This window comes from Planococcus plakortidis, from assembly GCF_001687605.2.
Taxonomy (GTDB): Bacteria; Bacillota; Bacilli; order Bacillales_A; family Planococcaceae; genus Planococcus; species Planococcus plakortidis.
On the sequence record NZ_CP016539.2, the window covers coordinates 405,668 to 425,680 of the forward strand.

Annotated in this window: 16 protein-coding genes; 14 read left to right on the forward strand and 2 right to left on the reverse strand. The window is 50.2% G+C overall.

Features of this window, described 5'->3' with window-relative positions:
* The first annotated feature begins 22 nt into the window (after nt 1-22).
* The 3 genes from BBI15_RS02170 (at nt 23) to BBI15_RS16360 (ending at nt 2,695) form a co-directional block, all read left to right on the forward strand.
* The gene (locus BBI15_RS02170) at nt 23-475 is read left to right on the forward strand and encodes a hypothetical protein (protein WP_068871850.1); all 453 of its coding nucleotides are present in this window, start codon (nt 23-25) and stop codon (nt 473-475) included.
* Entirely contained in the window at nt 475-930 is a 456-nt protein-coding gene (locus BBI15_RS02175; protein ID WP_068871852.1) for a GNAT family N-acetyltransferase, read from the forward strand. Before BBI15_RS02170 ends, BBI15_RS02175 begins: the two co-directional genes overlap by 1 nt.
* Before the next feature lie 115 nt (nt 931-1,045).
* The gene (locus tag BBI15_RS16360) at nt 1,046-2,695 is read left to right on the forward strand and encodes a serine hydrolase (protein ID WP_157101610.1); all 1,650 of its coding nucleotides are present in this window, start codon (nt 1,046-1,048) and stop codon (nt 2,693-2,695) included.
* 916 nt (nt 2,696-3,611) lie between these two features.
* On the opposite strand, the gene BBI15_RS02185 is transcribed toward BBI15_RS16360, so the two are convergent.
* Complete coding sequence (locus BBI15_RS02185) at nt 3,612-3,812, reverse strand: cold-shock protein (protein WP_068872668.1); 201 nt, start codon at nt 3,810-3,812, stop codon at nt 3,612-3,614.
* 214 nt (nt 3,813-4,026) lie between these two features.
* Between BBI15_RS02185 and BBI15_RS02190 the strand changes: the two genes are divergently transcribed.
* The 9 genes from BBI15_RS02190 (at nt 4,027) to BBI15_RS02230 (ending at nt 14,171) form a co-directional block, all read left to right on the forward strand.
* Nucleotides 4,027-4,548: a P-loop NTPase family protein gene (locus BBI15_RS02190; RefSeq protein WP_068871853.1), complete on the forward strand. Its 522-nt coding sequence runs from the start codon at nt 4,027-4,029 to the stop codon at nt 4,546-4,548.
* A 152-nt stretch (nt 4,549-4,700) separates the two neighbouring features.
* Nucleotides 4,701-5,357 (forward strand): GNAT family protein, encoded by a 657-nt coding sequence (locus BBI15_RS02195; RefSeq protein ID WP_068872669.1) that lies wholly within the window; start codon nt 4,701-4,703, stop codon nt 5,355-5,357.
* A 103-nt stretch (nt 5,358-5,460) separates the two neighbouring features.
* The gene (locus BBI15_RS02200) at nt 5,461-6,960 is read left to right on the forward strand and encodes a UDP-N-acetylmuramoyl-L-alanyl-D-glutamate--2,6-diaminopimelate ligase (RefSeq protein ID WP_068871855.1); all 1,500 of its coding nucleotides are present in this window, start codon (nt 5,461-5,463) and stop codon (nt 6,958-6,960) included.
* Nucleotides 6,961-7,040: 80 nt separating this feature from the next.
* Entirely contained in the window at nt 7,041-8,423 is a 1,383-nt protein-coding gene (gene fumC, locus BBI15_RS02205) for a class II fumarate hydratase (protein ID WP_068871856.1), read from the forward strand.
* Nucleotides 8,424-8,760: 337 nt separating this feature from the next.
* Nucleotides 8,761-9,423: a Dph6-related ATP pyrophosphatase gene (locus tag BBI15_RS02210; protein ID WP_068871857.1), complete on the forward strand. Its 663-nt coding sequence runs from the start codon at nt 8,761-8,763 to the stop codon at nt 9,421-9,423.
* Between the two features lie 6 nt (nt 9,424-9,429).
* Complete coding sequence (locus BBI15_RS02215; protein ID WP_068871859.1) at nt 9,430-10,425, forward strand: GNAT family N-acetyltransferase; 996 nt, start codon at nt 9,430-9,432, stop codon at nt 10,423-10,425.
* Between the two features lie 188 nt (nt 10,426-10,613).
* The gene (locus BBI15_RS02220) at nt 10,614-12,191 is read left to right on the forward strand and encodes a BCCT family transporter (RefSeq protein ID WP_068871861.1); all 1,578 of its coding nucleotides are present in this window, start codon (nt 10,614-10,616) and stop codon (nt 12,189-12,191) included.
* Between the two features lie 237 nt (nt 12,192-12,428).
* Nucleotides 12,429-12,848: a universal stress protein gene (locus tag BBI15_RS02225; RefSeq protein WP_068871862.1), complete on the forward strand. Its 420-nt coding sequence runs from the start codon at nt 12,429-12,431 to the stop codon at nt 12,846-12,848.
* A 57-nt stretch (nt 12,849-12,905) separates the two neighbouring features.
* A complete protein-coding gene (locus BBI15_RS02230; RefSeq protein WP_068871864.1) occupies nt 12,906-14,171 on the forward strand; it encodes an MFS transporter in 1,266 nt (421 codons plus the stop codon).
* Between the two features lie 25 nt (nt 14,172-14,196).
* Here the strand turns inward: BBI15_RS02230 and BBI15_RS02235 are convergent, their stop codons facing one another.
* Complete coding sequence (locus tag BBI15_RS02235) at nt 14,197-14,739, reverse strand: recombinase family protein (RefSeq protein WP_068871866.1); 543 nt, start codon at nt 14,737-14,739, stop codon at nt 14,197-14,199.
* Nucleotides 14,740-14,919: 180 nt separating this feature from the next.
* Between BBI15_RS02235 and BBI15_RS02240 the strand changes: the two genes are divergently transcribed.
* Both BBI15_RS02240 and BBI15_RS02245 read left to right on the forward strand, forming a co-directional pair.
* Nucleotides 14,920-16,380, forward strand: a complete 1,461-nt coding sequence (locus BBI15_RS02240) for a SulP family inorganic anion transporter (protein ID WP_068871868.1) — start codon at nt 14,920-14,922, stop codon at nt 16,378-16,380.
* A gap of 184 nt (nt 16,381-16,564) precedes the next feature.
* A complete protein-coding gene (locus BBI15_RS02245; RefSeq protein ID WP_068871870.1) occupies nt 16,565-19,729 on the forward strand; it encodes a hypothetical protein in 3,165 nt (1,054 codons plus the stop codon).
* Nucleotides 19,730-20,013: the final 284 nt, after the last annotated feature.

Below are 20,013 nucleotides of genomic sequence, written 5' to 3' on the forward strand. Positions count from 1 at the left end.
AAAGAAGAAATGGGGATGTCCAGTGCTGACATTTGAACAAAAACTAGAAGTGATCGAAGCGTTTCCGGAACTGACACGCAAGGAAGTATCGATGAAACGCGTCAATTTCCAATTTGAAGAAAGCCTCTACGATAAGAAGAACGTCGTCTATCATCTTCACCCGAACGGCAATGGCTTTGTCTTTGTCGGTGATTTGCCGCAATACGAAGCCGACAGCCGCGGCTTGGTCAATATCCGCGATTTTTCAGCGAGCCAGCTGCGCAGCATCATCGCCGACTCGATCGATTATTTGGGCCGGGAACCGGAACCGCCTTATGACAAGCGGTGGACCAATAGAGAAGGCGAGAAACTCGACCTTGTCTACGAGGAACCGTTCTGGAATATCTACACAGGAAAAAACCTTGAAGAAAGCTTCGGCACGTTCGACGATGCAGAAGATTATTTGCTCGATCAAGGATTCAAAGAGCGGAACTAATGAACATCCGGAAATTGGGAGCTCGTGAGGAATTGCCGATCGGCCTGTTGCTGGAAGCGGATCCGTCTGAGCAACTGGTCCGTGGCTATTGTGCGGATGGCCATTGCTTTATCGCAGAACGGCAAGGCGCTGTCATAGGGGTGTTTGTCCTGGTTGCGCTGGATCCGGATACCACTGAAATCAAAAACATTGCACTCGCTGAGCCAGAGCGCGGCAAAGGGCTTGGCAAGCGCTTGGTGTTTGCGGCGCTCGAAGAGGCGAAAAATCTCGGATTTTCGGTTGCTGAAATCGGCACCGGAAATTCAAGTTTGGCACAATTGGCGCTCTACCAGAAATGCGGGTTCCGCATGAAATCGATCGACCGGGATTTTTTTACCCGCCATTACGAAGAACCGATTTTCGAAAACGGGCTTCAATGCCGCGACATGGTCCGTCTCGATTGTCGATTGCGATAAGCGGATGCACTTGCTGCATTCGCTTTTTCCTTTTGGTCAAGAAGTCGCCTTTGGACGCGGTGAAAAAGAGGAAAATTCTGTGCATTTTCGGTATGCTGAATGTAGAGGTGAGGACATGTTCAAGAAAGTGACACTGTACACAAACCGTTTGGATGAAATGAAAGGCTTCTACGAGTATCAGCTAGGCTTCCGTATTGTCGAGGAAGACGAAACAAGCTTTGCGCTTTCGATCGGCACGTCTGTTTTGGAATTCCGCCAGTCGGATCGTTCGTCTTTTTATCATTATGCAATCAATATTCCGGGCAACCAGTTCAGTTTGGCAAAATTCTGGGCCCGTGCACGCGTCGAATTGAACCGCCAGGAAGGCATGGACGAAATTTATTACGCGAATTTCAATTCCGATGCGTTCTATTTCCAGGATCCTGCCGGCAACATCGTCGAGTTCATCGGGCGCCGGCACGTCGACATCATGGATGACTTCACGATCGATTCGCTGCTTGATATCAGCGAAGTCGGCATCGTCACGCCACACGTCAAGGAAATTGGGGAAGCGCTGGAATCGATGGAGATCCCGGTGCGCGGCAATAAAGGCATCGACCCGGCAACACTGAATTTCCTCGGGAAAGATCCTCATTTTTTTGTGCTGGTGCCGCCGAAGCGGACATGGTTCTTCTCCAAACTGAAAAGCGAAACCCATCCGATCGCAATTGAACTTATGGACGGGCGGATGATCCAAATCGATGGGGAAGGGCATATGGTCCAGAAACAAGCAGACAATCCGGTTTCCGATTCAATGGAATCCACTGCCTTTTCAGGCACTGCCCATATGGCCGGCAATGAAAACTGGGCACTTGCCAAAGGGTTTGCGAATCGGGCAGACGAACGGCCGATTGCCGTCGACAGCCGCTTCGGCATCGCGTCCGGCAGCAAGATCTTTACGGCCGTAGCGGTGTTGCAATTGGTGGCGCAAGGCAAGCTCGAGCTATCCGCCAAGCTGTCAGAGCTTTTGCCGAAGACTTTCCCGAATTTCAACGCCACGGTTCATCAATTGCTTTGCCATACGTCGGGCCTTCCTGATTACTTCGATGAGGAAACGATGGGGGATTACGAACAATTGTGGCAGGAAATCCCGATGTACCGAATGCAGACGCCGGCAGACTTTGTGCCGTTGTTCCGCGATTTGCCGCCTGTCGAGGAACCGGGTGTGCGTTTCCGCTACAATAATGCAGGCTATATTGCACTCGGCCTGGTCATCGAGCAAGTGACAGGTGAAGAGTTCGCCGATTACGTCGAGCGGGAAGTGCTGGCGAAAGCGGATATGTCGGACTCCGGTTATTTCCGCCTGGACCGTCTGCCGAAAAACACGGCTTATGGATATATCGATGAAGGGAATTCATGGCGCACGAATCAATACTCGATTCCTGTTCGCGGGGGAGCGGACGGCGGGGCATTCGTCACGGCAGGGGATATGGCGAAGTTCTGGAACCGGCTGATGGACGGGGCTTTATTGCCTGAAGACATGAAAAACCGCCTGCTGACGGTCCATGCGGAAGAAGGGGAAGATGCGTACGGTTATGGTGTATGGATTGACCGGGAAGGCGGGAACGTGGTGAAGTATCACGTAATGGGATACGATCCCGGTGTCAGTTTCCACTCCGGTTATTACCCGCAGCAAAAAACGATCGCAACTGTATTGTCAAATACCGGTGAAGGCGCGTATGATATAGTGAAAGCCATTGAACGCGAGAAAAAACTGAGAGGGTGAGTCGATGGACGGAAAAAAACTGGCCATGAGCGTAGTGGTCGGAACGCTCCTTCTGGTCGCGATCATTTTCCTAGTCTTCCAATTGTATTTCATCATGAATTAAAAAAAGCTGCCATTGGGCAGCTTTTTTCTTTGTAACTGATAAAATACGGAAGGGAAGTGAGTGGAGAAAGCTTGTACTATTCGACTGCGTTGCAGGGGCACGCTTTCCGGAGGGCTAAACCCTTGTGCTCCCACATCTGCATGCAGATGCGTCGCAAATGAATGGACTCGGTCCACCTCGCTCATTCATTCATTGAGCCGCTTCGTCGCTTCGCAAAAACCCGCCTGCTCAACTCTCACGATGTTCGAGCTTCGCAAACGAATATGCTCAATACCTTTGGCAGATTCGCTTGCAGGGTCTCAATTGTCTCGCTGATCCTCCCGGAGTCGGCCCCTTCCACTCCGTCTCTAATTTTAGAGTAGTGGATAATTTCTTCAACCATAGAATATAAAATGTGAAAGAGCTTGAGGCTTGATAGCTCATGGCTCTTCTAATCTACCAACAATAATTCTTTACTTAAACACTTCATGATCAGATGCCTCATCTCGGGAAGCGATTTCCCCGCTAGGCGGCAACTAGTTACAGAAGCAGAACTGACTAAACGCACTCGAATCAATGGAATCTCACAGCCGCCGAGCGTAAGGGGGTGAGCCGACGCACTAAGACAGGTGCTTTTCCTGGCTTGTTGCCAAAGGCCAACCCAAAGCCGGGCGGCGAATGTTAAAGCGACTCATAAATCAATACGCCGGAACATTTCCAAGCACAAACACTCACTATCTCCACCTTAAGAATCCGCTCCAGTGCATCTATATATTTTTAGACAATAAAAAATGGGCCCTTCCGAAGAAGGGCCCATTGAAAGTTTAAGGTTAATTAAGCTTTTACTACGTTAGTAGCTTGAAGACCGCGTTGGCCTTGCTCGATGTCAAAAGTAACTTCTTGACCTTCGTCAAGAGTTTTGAATCCTTCGCTTTGGATAGCTGAGAAGTGTACGAATACGTCGTCTCCGCCTTCGCGCTCGATGAAGCCGAATCCTTTTTCTGAGTTAAACCATTTTACTTTACCTTGTTCCATGTGTGTTTCCTCCTCGTATGCTGATGCATACATTGTATTACTATCCTTGCTCAAATCCTTCAGATAAAATCTGATACTTAATGAAAAGCCATCGAACAAAAATAATTCTTCCTTAGAATAGCACGGTACTCTCCCGAATGCAAGGATTAAGTTTGGGTGGCTCTTTCTAAGGGCATTCGGTATGGTTGATTGAAGAGGGAGGGGAGAGGAATCCATGCAACGGATTATGGTCATTGGTGTATCGGCAGGAGCGGGCAAATCAAGGTTTGCAAGACGTTTAGGGGAAACGCTGGAGTTGCCTGTGCATCATTTGGATGCGTATTATTGGACGCCGGGATGGGTTGAAAGAGATAAAAAAGAATTTCGCTGCATGCAGCAGGAGCTCGCGAATGAGCCGTGTTGGATCATCGAGGGGAACTATAATAGCACCATCGATATCCGCTTGCCGTCTTGCGATACGTTGATCCAATTGCAGCTGCCGCTTTGGCGCTGTTTATGGCGTGTGTTGAAAAGGCGTATTCAATATCATAAAAAGACAAGGCCGGACATGGCACCGGAATGCCCTGAAAAGCTGGATTATGAATTCTTGAAGTTTATAGTGACGACTTATCACGACCGGCAAAAATTTCAACATCATTTAATAGAAGAATTTATGATGAAGTATCCTGAAAAACAGGTGTATATCCTCCGTACACCAAAGGAAATCGAGGCTTTTTTGGCACGGGTCGGTAAATAGTTTCAATTTTACAGTTAATTGAAAAAACTTAAAGACGGTGGATAGCGAACATGGTATCCTGATAGTAGAAAAGAGATGAGGGGGAATGGGCTTTGAAAGACCATCTATATGAAGGTACACTGACCAATGTGCGCGTGCACAAGCAGGTGCCAATGTATATGAAGCGCCTGTACCTAGAGGATTTGCCTGAGATCGAACGTGTTCAGCAAACGGTCATCGACTCGCTGCCAGAGAAAAATACATTGCAGCCGTTGTCGACCGAAGAATTCTTGTTTATTTTGAACCATAACGGGTTGATTGTCGGAGCTTTCGCGGAAGGGGAGCTGGTGGCTTTTAGGGCGTTACTCGTCCCTGAAATTGATGAAGAGCATCTCGGGCGCGATATCGGGCTCTCGGAAGGTGAACTCGGCAATATGATCTACCAGGAAATTTCGGCGGTAGCTCCCGATTACCGGGGAAACCGCCTTCAGCAAAAATTGGCCCAAGTGGTCATGGAGGAATTGAAGAAGCTGGAGAAGAAATTCCGTTATGTGGCCTGTACAGTGGCGCCGATGAATATTCCGAGCTTGAAAGATAAATTTACGCAGCAGATGTATATCGCTGCGCTGAAAACAAAGTACGATGGATTGGAACGTTATATCCTGGTGAAAGATCTTGAGCAGCCGAATCCGGATTACGGCAATCAAATCACGGCACCGATCGACGATCTGCAAAAACAGAAAGAGCTGCTAAAAGAAGGGTACGTTGGGATCGGTTTCCAAATGGTCAAAGGCTTCCATGCATTGCAATTTGCCAAACCTCTTAGTTGAGTGGTAATTTTTAAAAAAGCGTCTCGAACTGTGGAACAATAAAGCGCTTTCCTGTAAAATTATCAGAAATTCACATAAATTTATCTTCAAGAGGAGTTACGATATGAAGTTGCACTTTGCACGAATCCCTGGGATACGCATATTGAAAACCTTTGGGTCAGAGTCTGTCGACATCGAGTCGATTGTCTACAATTCCTCGGCTGCACGGGACGGTTCGGCATTCTTTTGCGTCATCGGGGAGAATACGGACGGACATTTATACATAGAGCCTGCCATCGGAAACGGTGCGCGGGCAATCATCGGCTCCAACGAAGAGATTCTGTCACAGCAAGCAAAGCGCCATCCGGCTGTCAGCTTTGTGCTCGTGGGGGATGTGCGCAATGCCCTTGCGCATATGGCGGATTTCTTTTTCGGTTCGCCGCAGAAAGAGCTATTTAAAATCGGCGTGACGGGAACGAACGGCAAGACCACGACTGCGACCTATGCCCGAAATTTATTTAACCTGCTCGGCACACCATGTGGATTTATCGGCACGACAGGCGTCGAAACGGCTGAAGGCAAAGTGCCTTTTGAGAAAAGCACGCCGACAACGCCGATCGCCTCAGACATCCACCAGATTTTCTCTCTGCTGGTCGATGCCGGCACGAAGGCAGTGGCCATGGAAGTGTCCTCGACCGCACTGGATCAGCAGCGGGTGGGAGGGATCGTTTTCGATGTAGCCATCCATACGAATCTATCCGAGGAACATCTGGAATATCATAAGACTTTCGAACATTACCGGGAGTCCAAACTGAAATTGTTCGAGCGCGCGAAATCGGCAGTCGTCAATCTGGACGATCCCGGATTAAGTGAGGGCATATTGGCGGTGGCGGATTATCCGGTATTGAGCTATAGCCAGGACCCATCGAGCGGGGCTGACCTCATTTGGGGGAATTACAGCGCCTCTGCACAGGGGATGCGTTTTGAATTGAATTATAGAGGCGATGCCCGGATCATCGAAGCACCGTTGTTCGGCGATTACAATGCTGCGAATTTGACTGCAGCGATTGGGGCGGCATTGCACGCAGGGCATTCGATAGACCGCATCATCGAGGCTCTGCCGAAGATGCCCCAAGTGGAAGGGCGCTTCCAAGTGATCAAGGGGCCTGAGGAAAGGACCATTATCCTTGATTATGCGCATACTCCAGTCGCCATCGATGCGGTATTGACCGAAGCCCGTAAATTGCCCCATCGCCGTTTGATCGCACTCATCGCCGGAATCGGCATCCGGGATTTCGCGAAGATGCCGAAAATGGCGAAAGCGTCTGAAGGAAAAGCGGATGTCTTGGTCGTGACAGTCGACCATCCGGGGTACAACGATCCAGAAGAAGTGGTTTCGGAAGTGATCAAAGGCTTCAGCGTTCCGTATATGCAAAAAGTGCTGAAGGCGCCGACGCGCAAGCAGGCAGTGGAAAAAGCGCTCGAAGAAAGCGGCCCCGAAGACATTATCCTGTTGTCGAGCGGTTGCATAAACGGCGCGCAGATCATCAAAGGGGAACATATCCCGCATTCGGATGAAGCGATCATCGAAGCGTTCTTCTCGAGCAAACCTGGGGAATTTTAGCGGTGAGGGTCGCTTTTTCCGGGTGGAATGTGTTTAATAGAAGAGAAGCTAGTTAAAGACTAAGAATTGGAGTGAATGGAATGCAGTATCGTACAGAAAAAGACACGATCGGTGAAATTCAAGTTGAAGCTGACAAAATGTGGGGCGCGCAAACCCAGCGCAGTGTCCAAAACTTTGCCATCGGCACGGAACGTATGCCCCATGAAGTGGTCATGGCATTTGCTCAATTGAAAAAAGCGACAGCGAAAGCGAACCACAAGCTCGGCAAGATGTCCGATGCGAAAATGCGCGCTATCGAAACAGCTGCGAACGAAGTGATCGAAGGCAAATGGAACGACCATTTCCCGCTCGTCGTTTGGCAGACAGGAAGCGGCACGCAATCCAATATGAACATGAACGAAGTATTGGCACGCCGCGGTAATGAAATCCTGGCGGAACAAGGTTCGGACGAAAAGCTTCACCCGAACGATGATGTCAATATGTCCCAAAGCTCAAATGATACATATCCGACAGCGATGCACGTTGCCGGCGTTTTGGCTGTGACGGAGCAATTGATCCCTGCGGTCCAGAAATTGAAAGCGACTTTGGATGAAAAAGCGAAGAAATTCGACGAGGTCATCAAAATCGGGCGTACGCATTTGCAAGATGCTACACCGCTTACGCTCGGCCAAGAAATCAGCGGCTGGCGCCATATGCTGGAGAAGAGCGAACGCATGATCAAGGAAAGCGTTGAGCATATGCGTGAACTTGCGATCGGCGGGACAGCGGTCGGAACGGGCATCAACGCAGACCCGAAATTCGGCGGCTATGTTGCGGAATTCATCTCAGAAGCGGTCGGTACGGAATTCACTTCAGCGGAAAACAAATTCCATGCACTGACAAGCCATGATGAAATGGTCTATACACACGGGGCGGTCAAAGCGCTTGCGGCAGATGCAATGAAAATCGCGAACGACGTGCGCTGGCTCGCGAGCGGGCCACGCAGCGGCATCGGCGAGATCACGATTCCGGCAAACGAGCCAGGCAGCTCGATCATGCCAGGGAAAGTCAACCCGACACAAAGCGAAGCCTTGACGATGGTAGCGGCTCAGGTCATGGGCAACGACGCAGCGATCGGATTTGCAGCGAGCCAAGGAAACTTTGAATTGAACGTCTTCAAGCCGGTCATTGCGTACAACTTCCTGCAATCGGTGCGCCTGATGACGGATTCACTCGTTTCCTTCAACGATAACTGCGCAATCGGCATCGAAGCGAATTTGGACGTCATCGAAAACCACGTGAAGAATTCCTTGATGCTTGTCACGTCTCTCAACCCGCATATCGGTTACGAAAAAGCGGCAGCGATTGCCAAGCAAGCACATAACGAAGGCACGACGCTGAAAGAATCAGCAGTCAAGAGCGGCCATTTGACGGCGGAGCAATTCGACGAATGGGTGCGCCCGGAGAATATGGTAGGAAAATAATGCAAGCAGCCGGGAGTTTCCCGGCTGTTTTTTTGTGGAACAAGGAGTTTTACGGCAGGAAATAGAAGTAGAGGGAACGAGAGTGATTAAATCGCTCCAGGCGGACGCTTTCGGGCCCACAGGATGTGGGTCATGCAGCTGGCGCGACAGGACGTCGCGCTGCCAGCTGCCAGGGCATGGCTTGAGCCTCCTCGGTCGCTATGCTCCCTGTGGGGTCTCAAGACTCATGTCGCTCCGTCGCTGTGCTCCGTCACTGCTCCCGCAGGAGTCGCCGCCTTCTACTCTTTCATTAAGACTATTAATAGCAAGACACAAGAAATCACAGAAGAGGTGCAGTATGCAGAAATCGTTTATTACATCATGGAGCGGCGGCAAGGACTCCGCTTTGGCCTATTACCGTGCCGTTCAGCAAGGGCATGTGCCCGCCGCATTGTTTACCATGTTTGAAGAGGACGGGGAACGTTCGAAATCTCACGGACTGAAAAAACAGGTCTTGGAAGCGCAAGCGGAACGGATGGGCTTGCCGTTGGTGATCGGCCAGGCCGACTGGTCAGGCTACGAAGAGGAATTCATCCGTCATTTGCAGAATTTCAAAGAACAAGGCATCGAAATGGGCGTTTACGGTGATATTGACCTGCAGGACCATCTGGATTGGGTCGTGAAAGTCAGCGGAAAGGCAGGGCTTGATGTCTTGCATCCGCTGTGGCAAGAAGCCCGGCGGTCACTGTTGGAAGAGCTGGTCGAAGAAGAGTTCAAAGCCGTCATTACAGTGGTTGATACTGCGCGTGTCGGGGAGGAATTTCTTGGGCGTGTTTTCACCCGCGAGCTGATTGAAGAACTGGAGTCGCTCGGCATCGATGCCTGCGGAGAGGAAGGGGAATTCCATACCACATTGGTGGACGGCCCGATTTTTGTTGAACCGCTGCCCGTAGAGTTCGGCGACACTGTTCGCAACGGTCAGTATTCGATGCTTGAGGTGAAACTTCAAACAAGGGAGTGATGGAATGTGATCCAAATCATCAGTGTAGAAGAAAAGCATATCCGCCAAATGGCTGCCTTGCTTTCGAAACGCCAGGCAAGGGAGCGGAAGATTTTTCCGTATCTGCCGGATAAGTTCGAGGAGATCGATGAGGCGGAGGTTGTCATCCGCAAATTGCTCGAGCGCCCTTATGTCAGCGGAGTGGTCGCTGTCCGCGGCATTGATGTGATCGGATACCTGATTTATGAATTCAAGGAAGAAGCCCATCGCGGCCGTTATGTGTGGATGGATTATGAATCGATTGCCATCAGCGAGCATGAACATCCGCGCTTGCTGCGCTTATTATATGCGGATGCCGGAGCGGAATGGGTCAAGCATGGCTATTTCCACCACGTGCTGATGGCACCGCTCGGAGATGAAATGGTGTTCGAGCAATGGCTCGATCAAGGATTCGCTTTCGAGCAGAAATACGCCATCCTGTCGTTGGATGATTACGAACCGAAAAACGGTTCGCTGCCGGAACTCGAATTCCGCCGCGGTGCTAAAGCGGATGCACCGCTTCTGAGGAAAATGGCGGTATGGAACAGCATCCATCAGGCAGCTGCCCCGTCATGGCATCCAATTACCAGGGAAACCATGGAGAATGTCCAGAAAAGCTATGTGGCATTGACGGAAGACGAAGAAGCCTATCTATGGCTCGCTATCCAAGGCGAACAGCCCGCAGGTTTCCATGTGTATTTCCGCAAGGAGGACCCTTTCAGTTTGGTGACTCCCGAAAATTGCGTGGAGCTGCCGGCTGCTTCGACCAACCCGGATATGCGAGGCCGAGGCATCGGCCGCGCATTGGCAAACCATTGCTTCTCCGAATTGAAGAAAGAAGGCTATGATTACATTTTTGCCGACTGGCATACGCCAAACCAAATGGCTTCCTATTTCTGGCCGCGGATGGGTTTTCAGCCCGTCATGGTCCGGATGTCGCGCCAGATCGACCCGCGCATTTCATGGGCCCACGGGCATGATTGAGAGGACTGGCCTGCTACACTTGTGTGCCAAAAAAAGCTTCGTTATACTGGGTGTTGATTGGGTAATTGTAATTTTCTTGCCTTTTGCTGAAAAAACTACATTTCTTTGTAGTTTTTTCTTTTTTTATGCTTAACAACTGGGGTTGCAGGGAAGGCAAGAAAAGGACTAAATTTATTGAGGGGGATTTGATGAACAAGAAAGGCTTGATCGATTACCGGATTTTTCTTCCGGCTTTGATCATCATCATCGCCATCAGCGTTCCGCTCGCGCTTTATGAAAGCCGTTCACTGGAATTGCTAAATGGAATTTTTACGACAATCGTGGAAGTGTTCAGCTGGGGTTATCTCTGGTATGGCATTATCCTGGTTGGGGCAGCACTGTATTTCTCGTATTCCAAATACGGTGACATCGTTCTCGGGGACCCGGCGGAAAAGCCGCGGCTGACATTGTTCGAATATGCATCCATTTTAATCGCCATGGGGCTCGGTTCCACGATCATGCGCACTGGGATGTTGCAATGGACATCGGTGGCGAACAATCCGCCGGCCGGCATGGAGGCAGGCTCACCGGAATCGATTTTAATGGGCAATGCCTACAGCATGTTCTTATGGGGCTTCCAAGTATTCGCGATTTTCGTCATGATCGCCCCCGCAATGGCTTATACGCTGCACGTCAAGAAAAAACCGATGATGCGCATGAGTGAAGCCGCACGGCCGGTTTTTGGCGATAAATTAACAGATGGCTGGGCAGGGCGCTTATTGGATATCCTGTTCCTGCTCAGCATCCTGACAGGTGCTGCCGTGACGCTGGGATTAGGCGCACCGATCATCACATACAATCTTTCTGCATTGCTGAACATAGACGTGACGTTCGGATTGACGCTCATTGTCACGATCGTATGGGTCGCGCTGTTTTCCGTCAGTGCATATCTTGGCGTAGAGAAGGGCATCAAACGGCTCAGTACATTCAATATCTACTTGGCTGGCGCCTTCACGCTATTCATCCTGTTGGCAGGGCCTGGTGTCTTCATCTTGAATTATTTTTCGGACAGCATCGCTTCGCTGTTCACGAATTACTTGAGTTTTTCTCTTAATACAGATTCAGTTTACCAAGGCGCGGCGTCGCATGTGCAAAACAATACGGTGTTCTGGTTTGCATACAGCGCTACTTGGGCGATGCTGCATTCGGTCTTTGCGGCCCGCATCTCTAGAGGGCGTACCATCCGCGAGATGATCATGACCTATCTATTGGCGCCGACCCTATTGTCATGGATCGCGACAGGCGTCCTCGGAGGGCTTGGCGTCCACCGTTATTTGACAGGGGAACTGCCGATCTTGGACATGGTGAAGGAAAATCGCATGGCAGCCATTCCGGAAATCCTGTCGACCTTGCCGCTTGGAGGCTTGGCGATCGTGATTTTCATCATCGTTGCGCTTATTTTCCTGACAACGACACTCGATTCGACGACGTATACAATTGCGGCTTATACGAGCACGCTGGACATGAGCAAAAATGAACCGCCGAAAGTTTTGCGCATTCTCGTTGCCGGCATCATCACCGCCATTTCACTGGTGCTCATGAGAATCGGTGGCTTGGCGCCGCTTGAAGTGATTTCAGGATTGATGGGCTTGCCGATCATTTTCATCACTTTTCTGATGATTTATTCAGCAAAGAAAATGATGGACCAAGACCGGGCTTGGCTCACGAATGTAAGGGACAAGGAAACACCGGTCAAACGGTCGAGACAGAAAACGAAAAGCGAATAACGTATGGAATTATTGGATTAACCCGGCTTTCATCAGATGGAAGCCGGGTTAATTTTATGTAGCATCACGATAAAGCAAGAAAATTCTGGACAAATTCGATTTTAGCGTGGAAGATAAAGGTATTGTCCTCGAGACATCCCAATCCGGAATGATTCGGGGAAGGGGCCGTAGAGCGTGCATCTTGAAATTTGGGGAGAAACGCCAAATTACCGATTCGTCAAAGGGGGGTGCTAAGAAATGTACAAGAAAATCCTACTCGCTGTGGATGGTTCCGACCATTCACTCCGTGCAGCTAAGGAAGCTGTGAAAATAGCCAAAGGATCCGGCGATTCGCAGATCACGATCGTGTTTGTGGCGGATCATGACAATGCGAAAAATGATGTGCTGCACAGCGGCAGTTCCGCGGAGCTTGATTTCCAGCGCCGCAAGAAATTACAGCCAGTCGAAGAAGCGATTGCATCGGAAAGCATCAAATACCGCGTGGAGATCCTTCACGGGACACCAGGCCCGACAATTGTCGATTTTGCCAATAAAGAAGCGTTCGACATGCTCGTGATCGGCAGCCGGGGCTTGAATTCCCTGCAGGAAATGGTGCTCGGCAGCGTCAGCCATAAAGTGGTCAAACGCGCGAACTGCCCGGTATTGATCGTAAAATAAGAAAAAGGGCTCCCGGGTGGAGCCCTTTTTGCTGTAGCAGGCAGGAAGGAGAACAAAATGAAACAGGCTGCGCCAATACATACGCCGTTTTATTACGGCTGGGTGATCGTCGCGATTTCGGCGTTGTCGTATTTCTTTTCGGGACCCGGCCAAACCTTTTCCAATGCCATTTTCATCGATTACTACATCGAAGAGTTCGGATGGAGCCGCTCGACCGTGTCGGGGATTTACTCTGCCGCTACATTGCTCGCAGGGTTCCTGATCTTTATGGTCGGCAGGCTGTTCGATAGCCAGGGAGCGCGCAAGATGGCGGCCCTCATCTCCAGTTTGCTGGGGCTCGCCTGTTTGTTTAACGGTTTAATCGCCAATACCTTCATGCTATTCGTCGGCTTTTTCTTCATCCGCCTGCTCGGGCAAGGTTCGATGTCGCTCACGCCGAAGTCGCTCGTGCCGCAATGGTTCATCGCCAAAAGGGGGCGCGCGCTCAGCCTCGCAGCACTCGGGGCGATGGTCGGCTCTGCTGTTTTTCCATTGCTTAATGTATGGCTGATCGAGACCTTCGGGTGGCGCATGGCGTGGCTGCTGCTTGGCGCGTCCGTGCTGGTCATTTTCACGCCGCTCGCGTTGTTGCTGATCCGCAACAGGCCGGAAGATATCGGCTTGCGTCCTGATGGGGAAGTGGTTCGCGCGGGGGAGACCGCAGGGAAGAGCTTATCGGCAGATATTAGCTGGACCGTGAAAGAAGCGCAGAAAACACGTGCCTTTTGGCTGTTGCTGTTTTGCGTGGCGACGCCTGCCTTGGTAAACACGGGCATCACTTTCCATTTGGTGTCGATTTTCTCACAACAATCGCTGACGCCTGAAGCTGCAGCGACCGTGCTCAGCTTGATGGCGGTCGTCGGTTTCCCGGTCACGTTTTTAGCCGGCTATTTGCTGGATAAAATCGAAGTGCGCTGGATGCTGGTGGCCTTGTTTGCAGGGGAGATCATTTTCATATTGCTGCTCCAGCAAGCGACGGTGCTGTCGCTTGCGATCCTGTTCGGCGTCGTCTGGGGAATCGTGTCGGGGATCGAACGGGTCACATTAAGCATTGTCTGGCCCAATTATTATGGGCGCCGTTATATCGGCAGCATCAATGGCATCGCCATGGCGGTCATGGTCATCGGTTCTGCCTTAGGGCCTTTGCCGTTCGGCTTGTTTTACGATTTCCTTGGCGGGTACGATGAAGCATTAAACTTCCTGCTCATCATCCCGGCTTTAGCGATCGCCGCCTCCATCCTGGCCAAACCGCCCATGAAAGAAGAATTGAGAGTGGGACAATAGAAAAAGAGCGCCTCGGCGCTCTTTTTTAATTCTCCAAATAACGATACAGAGTGGATTTGCTGATGCCAGTCTGTTCCTTGATCTCGGCCAAGCTATAGGATTTGCTTTTATACATCTCGATCGCTTTTTTGACGTTGGCATCGGGCTTGCGCGGGCGACCGGCGTGCACGCCTTTTTGCTTGGCTTCCGATAAGCCTGCTTTGGTCTTCGCGCTGATGGAATCGCTCTGGAATTCAGCGATGGATTTCGCGATTTCCAAAAATGAAAACGACGTGCCTTTCGCGGTATCGATGTTTTCTTTAACGGCATGGAGGAAAGCGGTCTTTTCTTCGAGCGCCTCAACCAGGTCCACCAATTGGCGGGTTGAATCGGCAAGGACGTGGAGGTTCATTACGATGATGCGGTCTCCAGGCCCCACGGCTTCGATCATCCGCTCGAGCTCCTGCCGTTGTTTCGGGGAACTATGGGGTTCTATATGGATTACATCGCAGCCGAACTCTTCAAAGAGGGTCCGCTGTTTTTGGCACTCTATATCTTCTTCAATAGCTCTCGCGTAACCGATTCGCACATAAAAAACTCCTCGCTGTACAAAGTGAATATATTATAACATATTAATATTTTTGTAAAAAAAGTTCCAAAAAGGTTCCATTATTGGATGGTGGGTGCTAAACTGTTTTCATTGTGAAAAAATAAGGTTTCCGGTAATCACGAAGAAACTTTCAAATAAAGAATAGAGGAGCACGACCACGTGAAACAAAGTCTTAAAACCCAATGGTTCGGGAATATCCGCGGTGATATTTTGTCGGGGATTCTCGTCGCCATTGCGCTTATTCCGGAAGCCATCGCCTTCTCCATCATTGCAGGAGTCGATCCGATGGTCGGCCTGTACGCTTCCTTCAGCATCGCGGTCATCATCGCTTTCGTCGGCGGCCGTCCCGGCATGATTTCAGCCGCTACCGGCGCTATGGCGCTATTGATGGTGCCGCTTGTCCGTGATCATGGGCTGGAATATTTGCTTGCCGCGACGATTTTGACCGGGGTCATCCAGATCCTGTTCGGCGTCTTCAAAGTCGCTAGAGTCATGAAATTTATCCCGCGTGCGGTCATGATCGGCTTTGTCAATGCACTGGCCATCCTGATTTTCATGGCACAGGTGCCGCATTTTCTAGGCATCAACACGATGACTTATGTGTTTGTGGCCGTCACGTTGGCCATCATCTATATCGTCCCGCGCTTTTTCAAAGCCATTCCGTCACCGCTCATTGCGCTGGTGGTATTGACTGCCGTCACAATCTATTCCGGTTTCGATTTGCGCACTGTAGGGGACCTTGGCATAATCAGCCAGACGCTCCCAAGGTTCCTGTTGCCGGATGTGCCATTTAATTTAGAAACATTGGCCATCATCTTCCCGTACTCACTTGCACTGGCGATTGTCGGCTTGCTTGAATCGCTCCTGACGGCCAATATCGTCGATGACATGACCGACACGACAAGCGACAAGAACAAAGAAGCCAGAGGGCAGGGGATTGCCAACTTCGTCACCGGTTTCTTCGGCGGCATGGCGGGGTGTGCGATGATCGGCCAATCGGTCATCAATGTCAAATCAGGTGGCCGCGGCCGCTTGTCGGCACTTGTTGCCGGCACTTTCCTGATGTTCTTGATCATCGTTCTTGGCAATGTTGTCGTGCAGATCCCGATGCCGGTACTGGTCGGCATCATGATCATGGTATCGATCGGCACATTCGATTGGGCTTCATTCACTTATTTGAAAAAAGCACCGAAAACCGATTCGATCGTTATGCTGGCGACTGTCGCAATCGTTGTCTATACGCACGATTTATCGATTGGTGTATTGGCCGGTGTCCTGCTAAGTGCGATCTTCTTCGTCTCGAAGATTTCCAAGATCAAAGTGGAAAAACGTTTGCTCGATGCGAGGCAATACCGCGTCGAAGGCCAATTGTTCTTCGCGTCGGTCGAGGATTTCCTGGAGAAATTCGATTTCGATGTCGAACGTGAGAAAGTGATCATCGATTTCACGGATGCCCATATTTGGGACGATTCCGGCGTCGGCGCCGTCGACCGGGTCGTGCTGAAGTTCCGCGAGAACGCCAATGAAGTGGAAGTGACCGGCCTGGATGCCGGAAGCCAGAAACTGATCGATCAATTGGCGATCTTCAGAAGCTCGAATGCAAAATTGCCGACCCATTGATTAAGCTTAAAAAAGCCTGTCCTTCAAAAAAAAGGGCGGGCTTTTTCTGTCCAGGTCCCTTGTTGGATTCATCCGATAGAAAAATTCTCAAAGCGTTCATGGTTTGGGGAGATTTTCTATATAAACTAAAATTTAATATTATATAATAGCCGTAAATGGGTTTTATAGGAAAAGAGGAATCATTTTGAAAAAATCATTTATCGGCTTAGCGCTTGTTTTATCACTGCTGTTATTGCCGGTCGGTTTATGGTGGTTGCAGGGAAGCGAACCTTTGAATGTGGCCATTATCGATAAAACCGTCCCCGCGGAAAATTACCGCGAACATAAAGGGCTGACCTGGGTACTGAACCATAACCGTTATGTCAAAGAGGACGAGTCGGACTACCGCGCAGATGCGGATTATTTCGGTTTTATGCCGGATGAAGCCGGGGAGAGTTATGGCATTCGCGGCATCGAAGAACTCGGGGCGGGCTATGATTTGATTTATTTGGCTGACGCATACGGGGTATATGAAGACGATCTCCCGTGGCAAGAAGTAAAAGGTGAACGTTCTGAGCTCATCTATGGCGGCTTGGAGGTGGTTGAATGGCAGGCGATCAAGCAGCAAGTGTTGGACGCGGGCAGCGATTTAGTCGTTGAATTCAATACATTCGCCTCCCCGACAGATTCTGCCGTCAGCGCAGACATGGAAGAATTTCTTGGCATCAAATGGAGTGGCTGGAGCGGCCGTTATTTCCCGGACTTGGCAGCGGGAGCCGAAGTGCCGAAATGGATTGTCCAGAACTATGAAAAGGATGCGGAAGACTGGCAGTTCACGGGCGGAGGGTTTGTGCTCGTCGAAGACACCAGTGGCAAGATTGTCGTATTGTCCGAGGAGCGGGGCGACATCGAAAGTGCTGGGTTGCACGTGAAATTCACAGAGCCTGGCCAAGCGGCTTTCGGCTTAACGGACAGTCCATCATTCGATTACTGGTTTGATATCAATGAAGCACAAGGGCAGACAGAAGTACTTGCCGAATACGAATGGAACCTGGCAGGACAAGGACAGGCCATGCTCTTGGAACAGGGGATCCCGGAGAATTTCCCGGCCGTTATGCATAGAACTGCGGATGGGGGCGATGTCTACTATTTCGCGGGTGATTTCGTTGATGTGGAAGATGTGCCTTCTTTCCATCAATATGGCGGATGGGCTAAAATCCGCCAGTACCTGCCATTTGGAGGCAGCGGCAATTTTTACTGGAAGACTTACGTGCCGATGATGGAAAAAATCCTTGCAGACAGTGCTGGAAATCAAGAGGAAACACCGTCACAAGTGTCATCGTCGGCTGAAAAAGACGGAGTTTCCTATCCATCGCGCGTGAACGGCGAGCAGTTTGAGGTGTTTGAAGACGGCGAGTGGAAGGAATTCACCGTCAAAGGCGTCAATATGGGCATGGCAAAACCGGGTGCTTTCCCTGGTGAGGCAGCGATTTCACGTGAGGAATATGACCGCTGGTTCAAGGCGATCGGCGAGATGAACGCCAACGCGATCCGTGTCTATACGCTCCACCCGCCTGCTTTTTATGAAGCATTGGCGCAGTATAACAAAACGGCTCAAACGCCGCTCTATGTATACCACGGCGTGTGGATCGACGAAGGGCCGCTCGAAGAAACTTTGGATGCCTTCACGCCTGAAATCACGGAGCGCTTTCAGCAGGAAATGAAAAAAGTCGCCGATGCGATTCATGGCGAGGCCAAAGTGGAAACAGAGCCTGGTCATGCTTCCGGCACGTATACGGCAGATATTTCCGATTACGTCATCGGCTGGATGATCGGCATTGAATGGTATCCGTATACCGTTGATGAAATGGAGCGAAAATATCCGGATCTCGGGGAGTTTTCGGGCACATTTGTTAAAACACAAGATGCCAACCCGATGGAGCATTGGATTGCGGAGCAGCTGGACGTTTTGGCGGTCTATGAATACGAAACTTACAACAGCATGCGCCCGCTCAGCTTCACGAATTGGGTGACGACCGATAACATCGATCAACCAGCGGAGCCGAGTGAGCAGGAAGATGTGGCGACCGTCGACCCGAACCATATCCGCACCACGGGCGAATTGGAGGAAGTGGGCATGTTCGCTTCCTATCACGTCTATCCGTATTATCCCGATTTCCTTAACTTGGAGGAAAAGTACACGGAATTTATTGACCACCGGGGCGAACGCAATAATTATGCGGGGTATTTGCGTGATTTGAATGAATCGCACGAGATGCCATTATTGATTGCGGAATTCGGTGTGCCGGCTTCAAGAGGAATGACCCATAAAAATCCGTTCGGCTGGAATCAGGGCTTCATTTCCGAGAATGAGCAAGGGGGCATCGTAAGCCGTCTGTATGAAGATATCCTCGAAGAAGGCATGCTTGGCGGTTTGGTGTTCACTTGGCAGGATGAATGGTTCAAACGTACATGGAATACGATGGATTATGACAATCCGGATGAGCGGCCATTCTGGTCCAACGCCCAAACGAATGAGCAGCAATTCGGTTTGCTGAGTTTCGACCGCCATAAAGTGAAAGTCGACGGCGAAGATGATTGGCAGGACGAATCATCGCTGTATGAAAAAGAGCAAGGGGCCTTGCGTTCGTTGTCGATGGATTCCGATGAGCGCTATGTGTATGTCAAAGCGCAGTTCGATCCTGAACAAAAATGGTGGAATGAAGACCGCTTGCGCCTCTTCTTCAGTGTGCGGGAAAACCAGGGAATCGAAGTGGCAGACAGCTTCCTTGCTGACTTCGAACTTTCCATCGATGGGGAAGAGGCCGCGATTAAAGTGGCCGGCGATTACGACACGTTCTATTACGATTACTACGAGCGGCTGGAGATGATTCCGCAAGAGCCGGACATCGAAAACAACTTCCATTCGATTCGCCTGGCGTTGAATAAGGAATTCACGCGGCCGGATACAGGAGAAGTGTATCCTTTCGAGTATTATGAAACAGGAAAACTTCGCTTTGGCATAGCCGATCCTGAAGACGAACAATACGATTCCTTAAACGACTATTACTATTCAGAAGAAAGCGGGATTTTGGAAATCCGGATTCCGTGGATGCTGCTGAATGCCAAAGACCCGGCAAAAAAGGAATTCACGGGCGATTTGCAAAAAGACGGCATCGAGGCGAGCATGACGGTTGAAGGCATAAAAGCCGCAGCGGTCCTTGAGAATTCCGATGGAAAAGAGCTCGAATCGGTAGGCCTGGACAACAGCAAGTTTTATTCATGGGAACCATGGGAGCTTCCGCAAACACAGGAACGCTTGAAAGAATCCTATTACATTTTGCAAGAAACGTTCAAAGACACTGAGTGAAGAAAAGACCCATTATCGGGCTGCAACGGAAGCGTTAGGAACAACTGACGGCTTAGAGGCAGTTCGTGCGGGGTCTTTTTTTAATGTAAACAGCTTCAGCTATTTCATTTGAGAAAAACAAATGAAAATAATTCTCATTTAGTGGTTGAAAGTGTTTTTTATTCTGCTATACTAATAAATGTAGTTGAGTGATAATGATTATCAGTATCATCCGGCGGACGAGAGGAGAGATTTCTCAAATATCATTCAGGAACCATTACATAATGCAAGGGATGTCCACCATC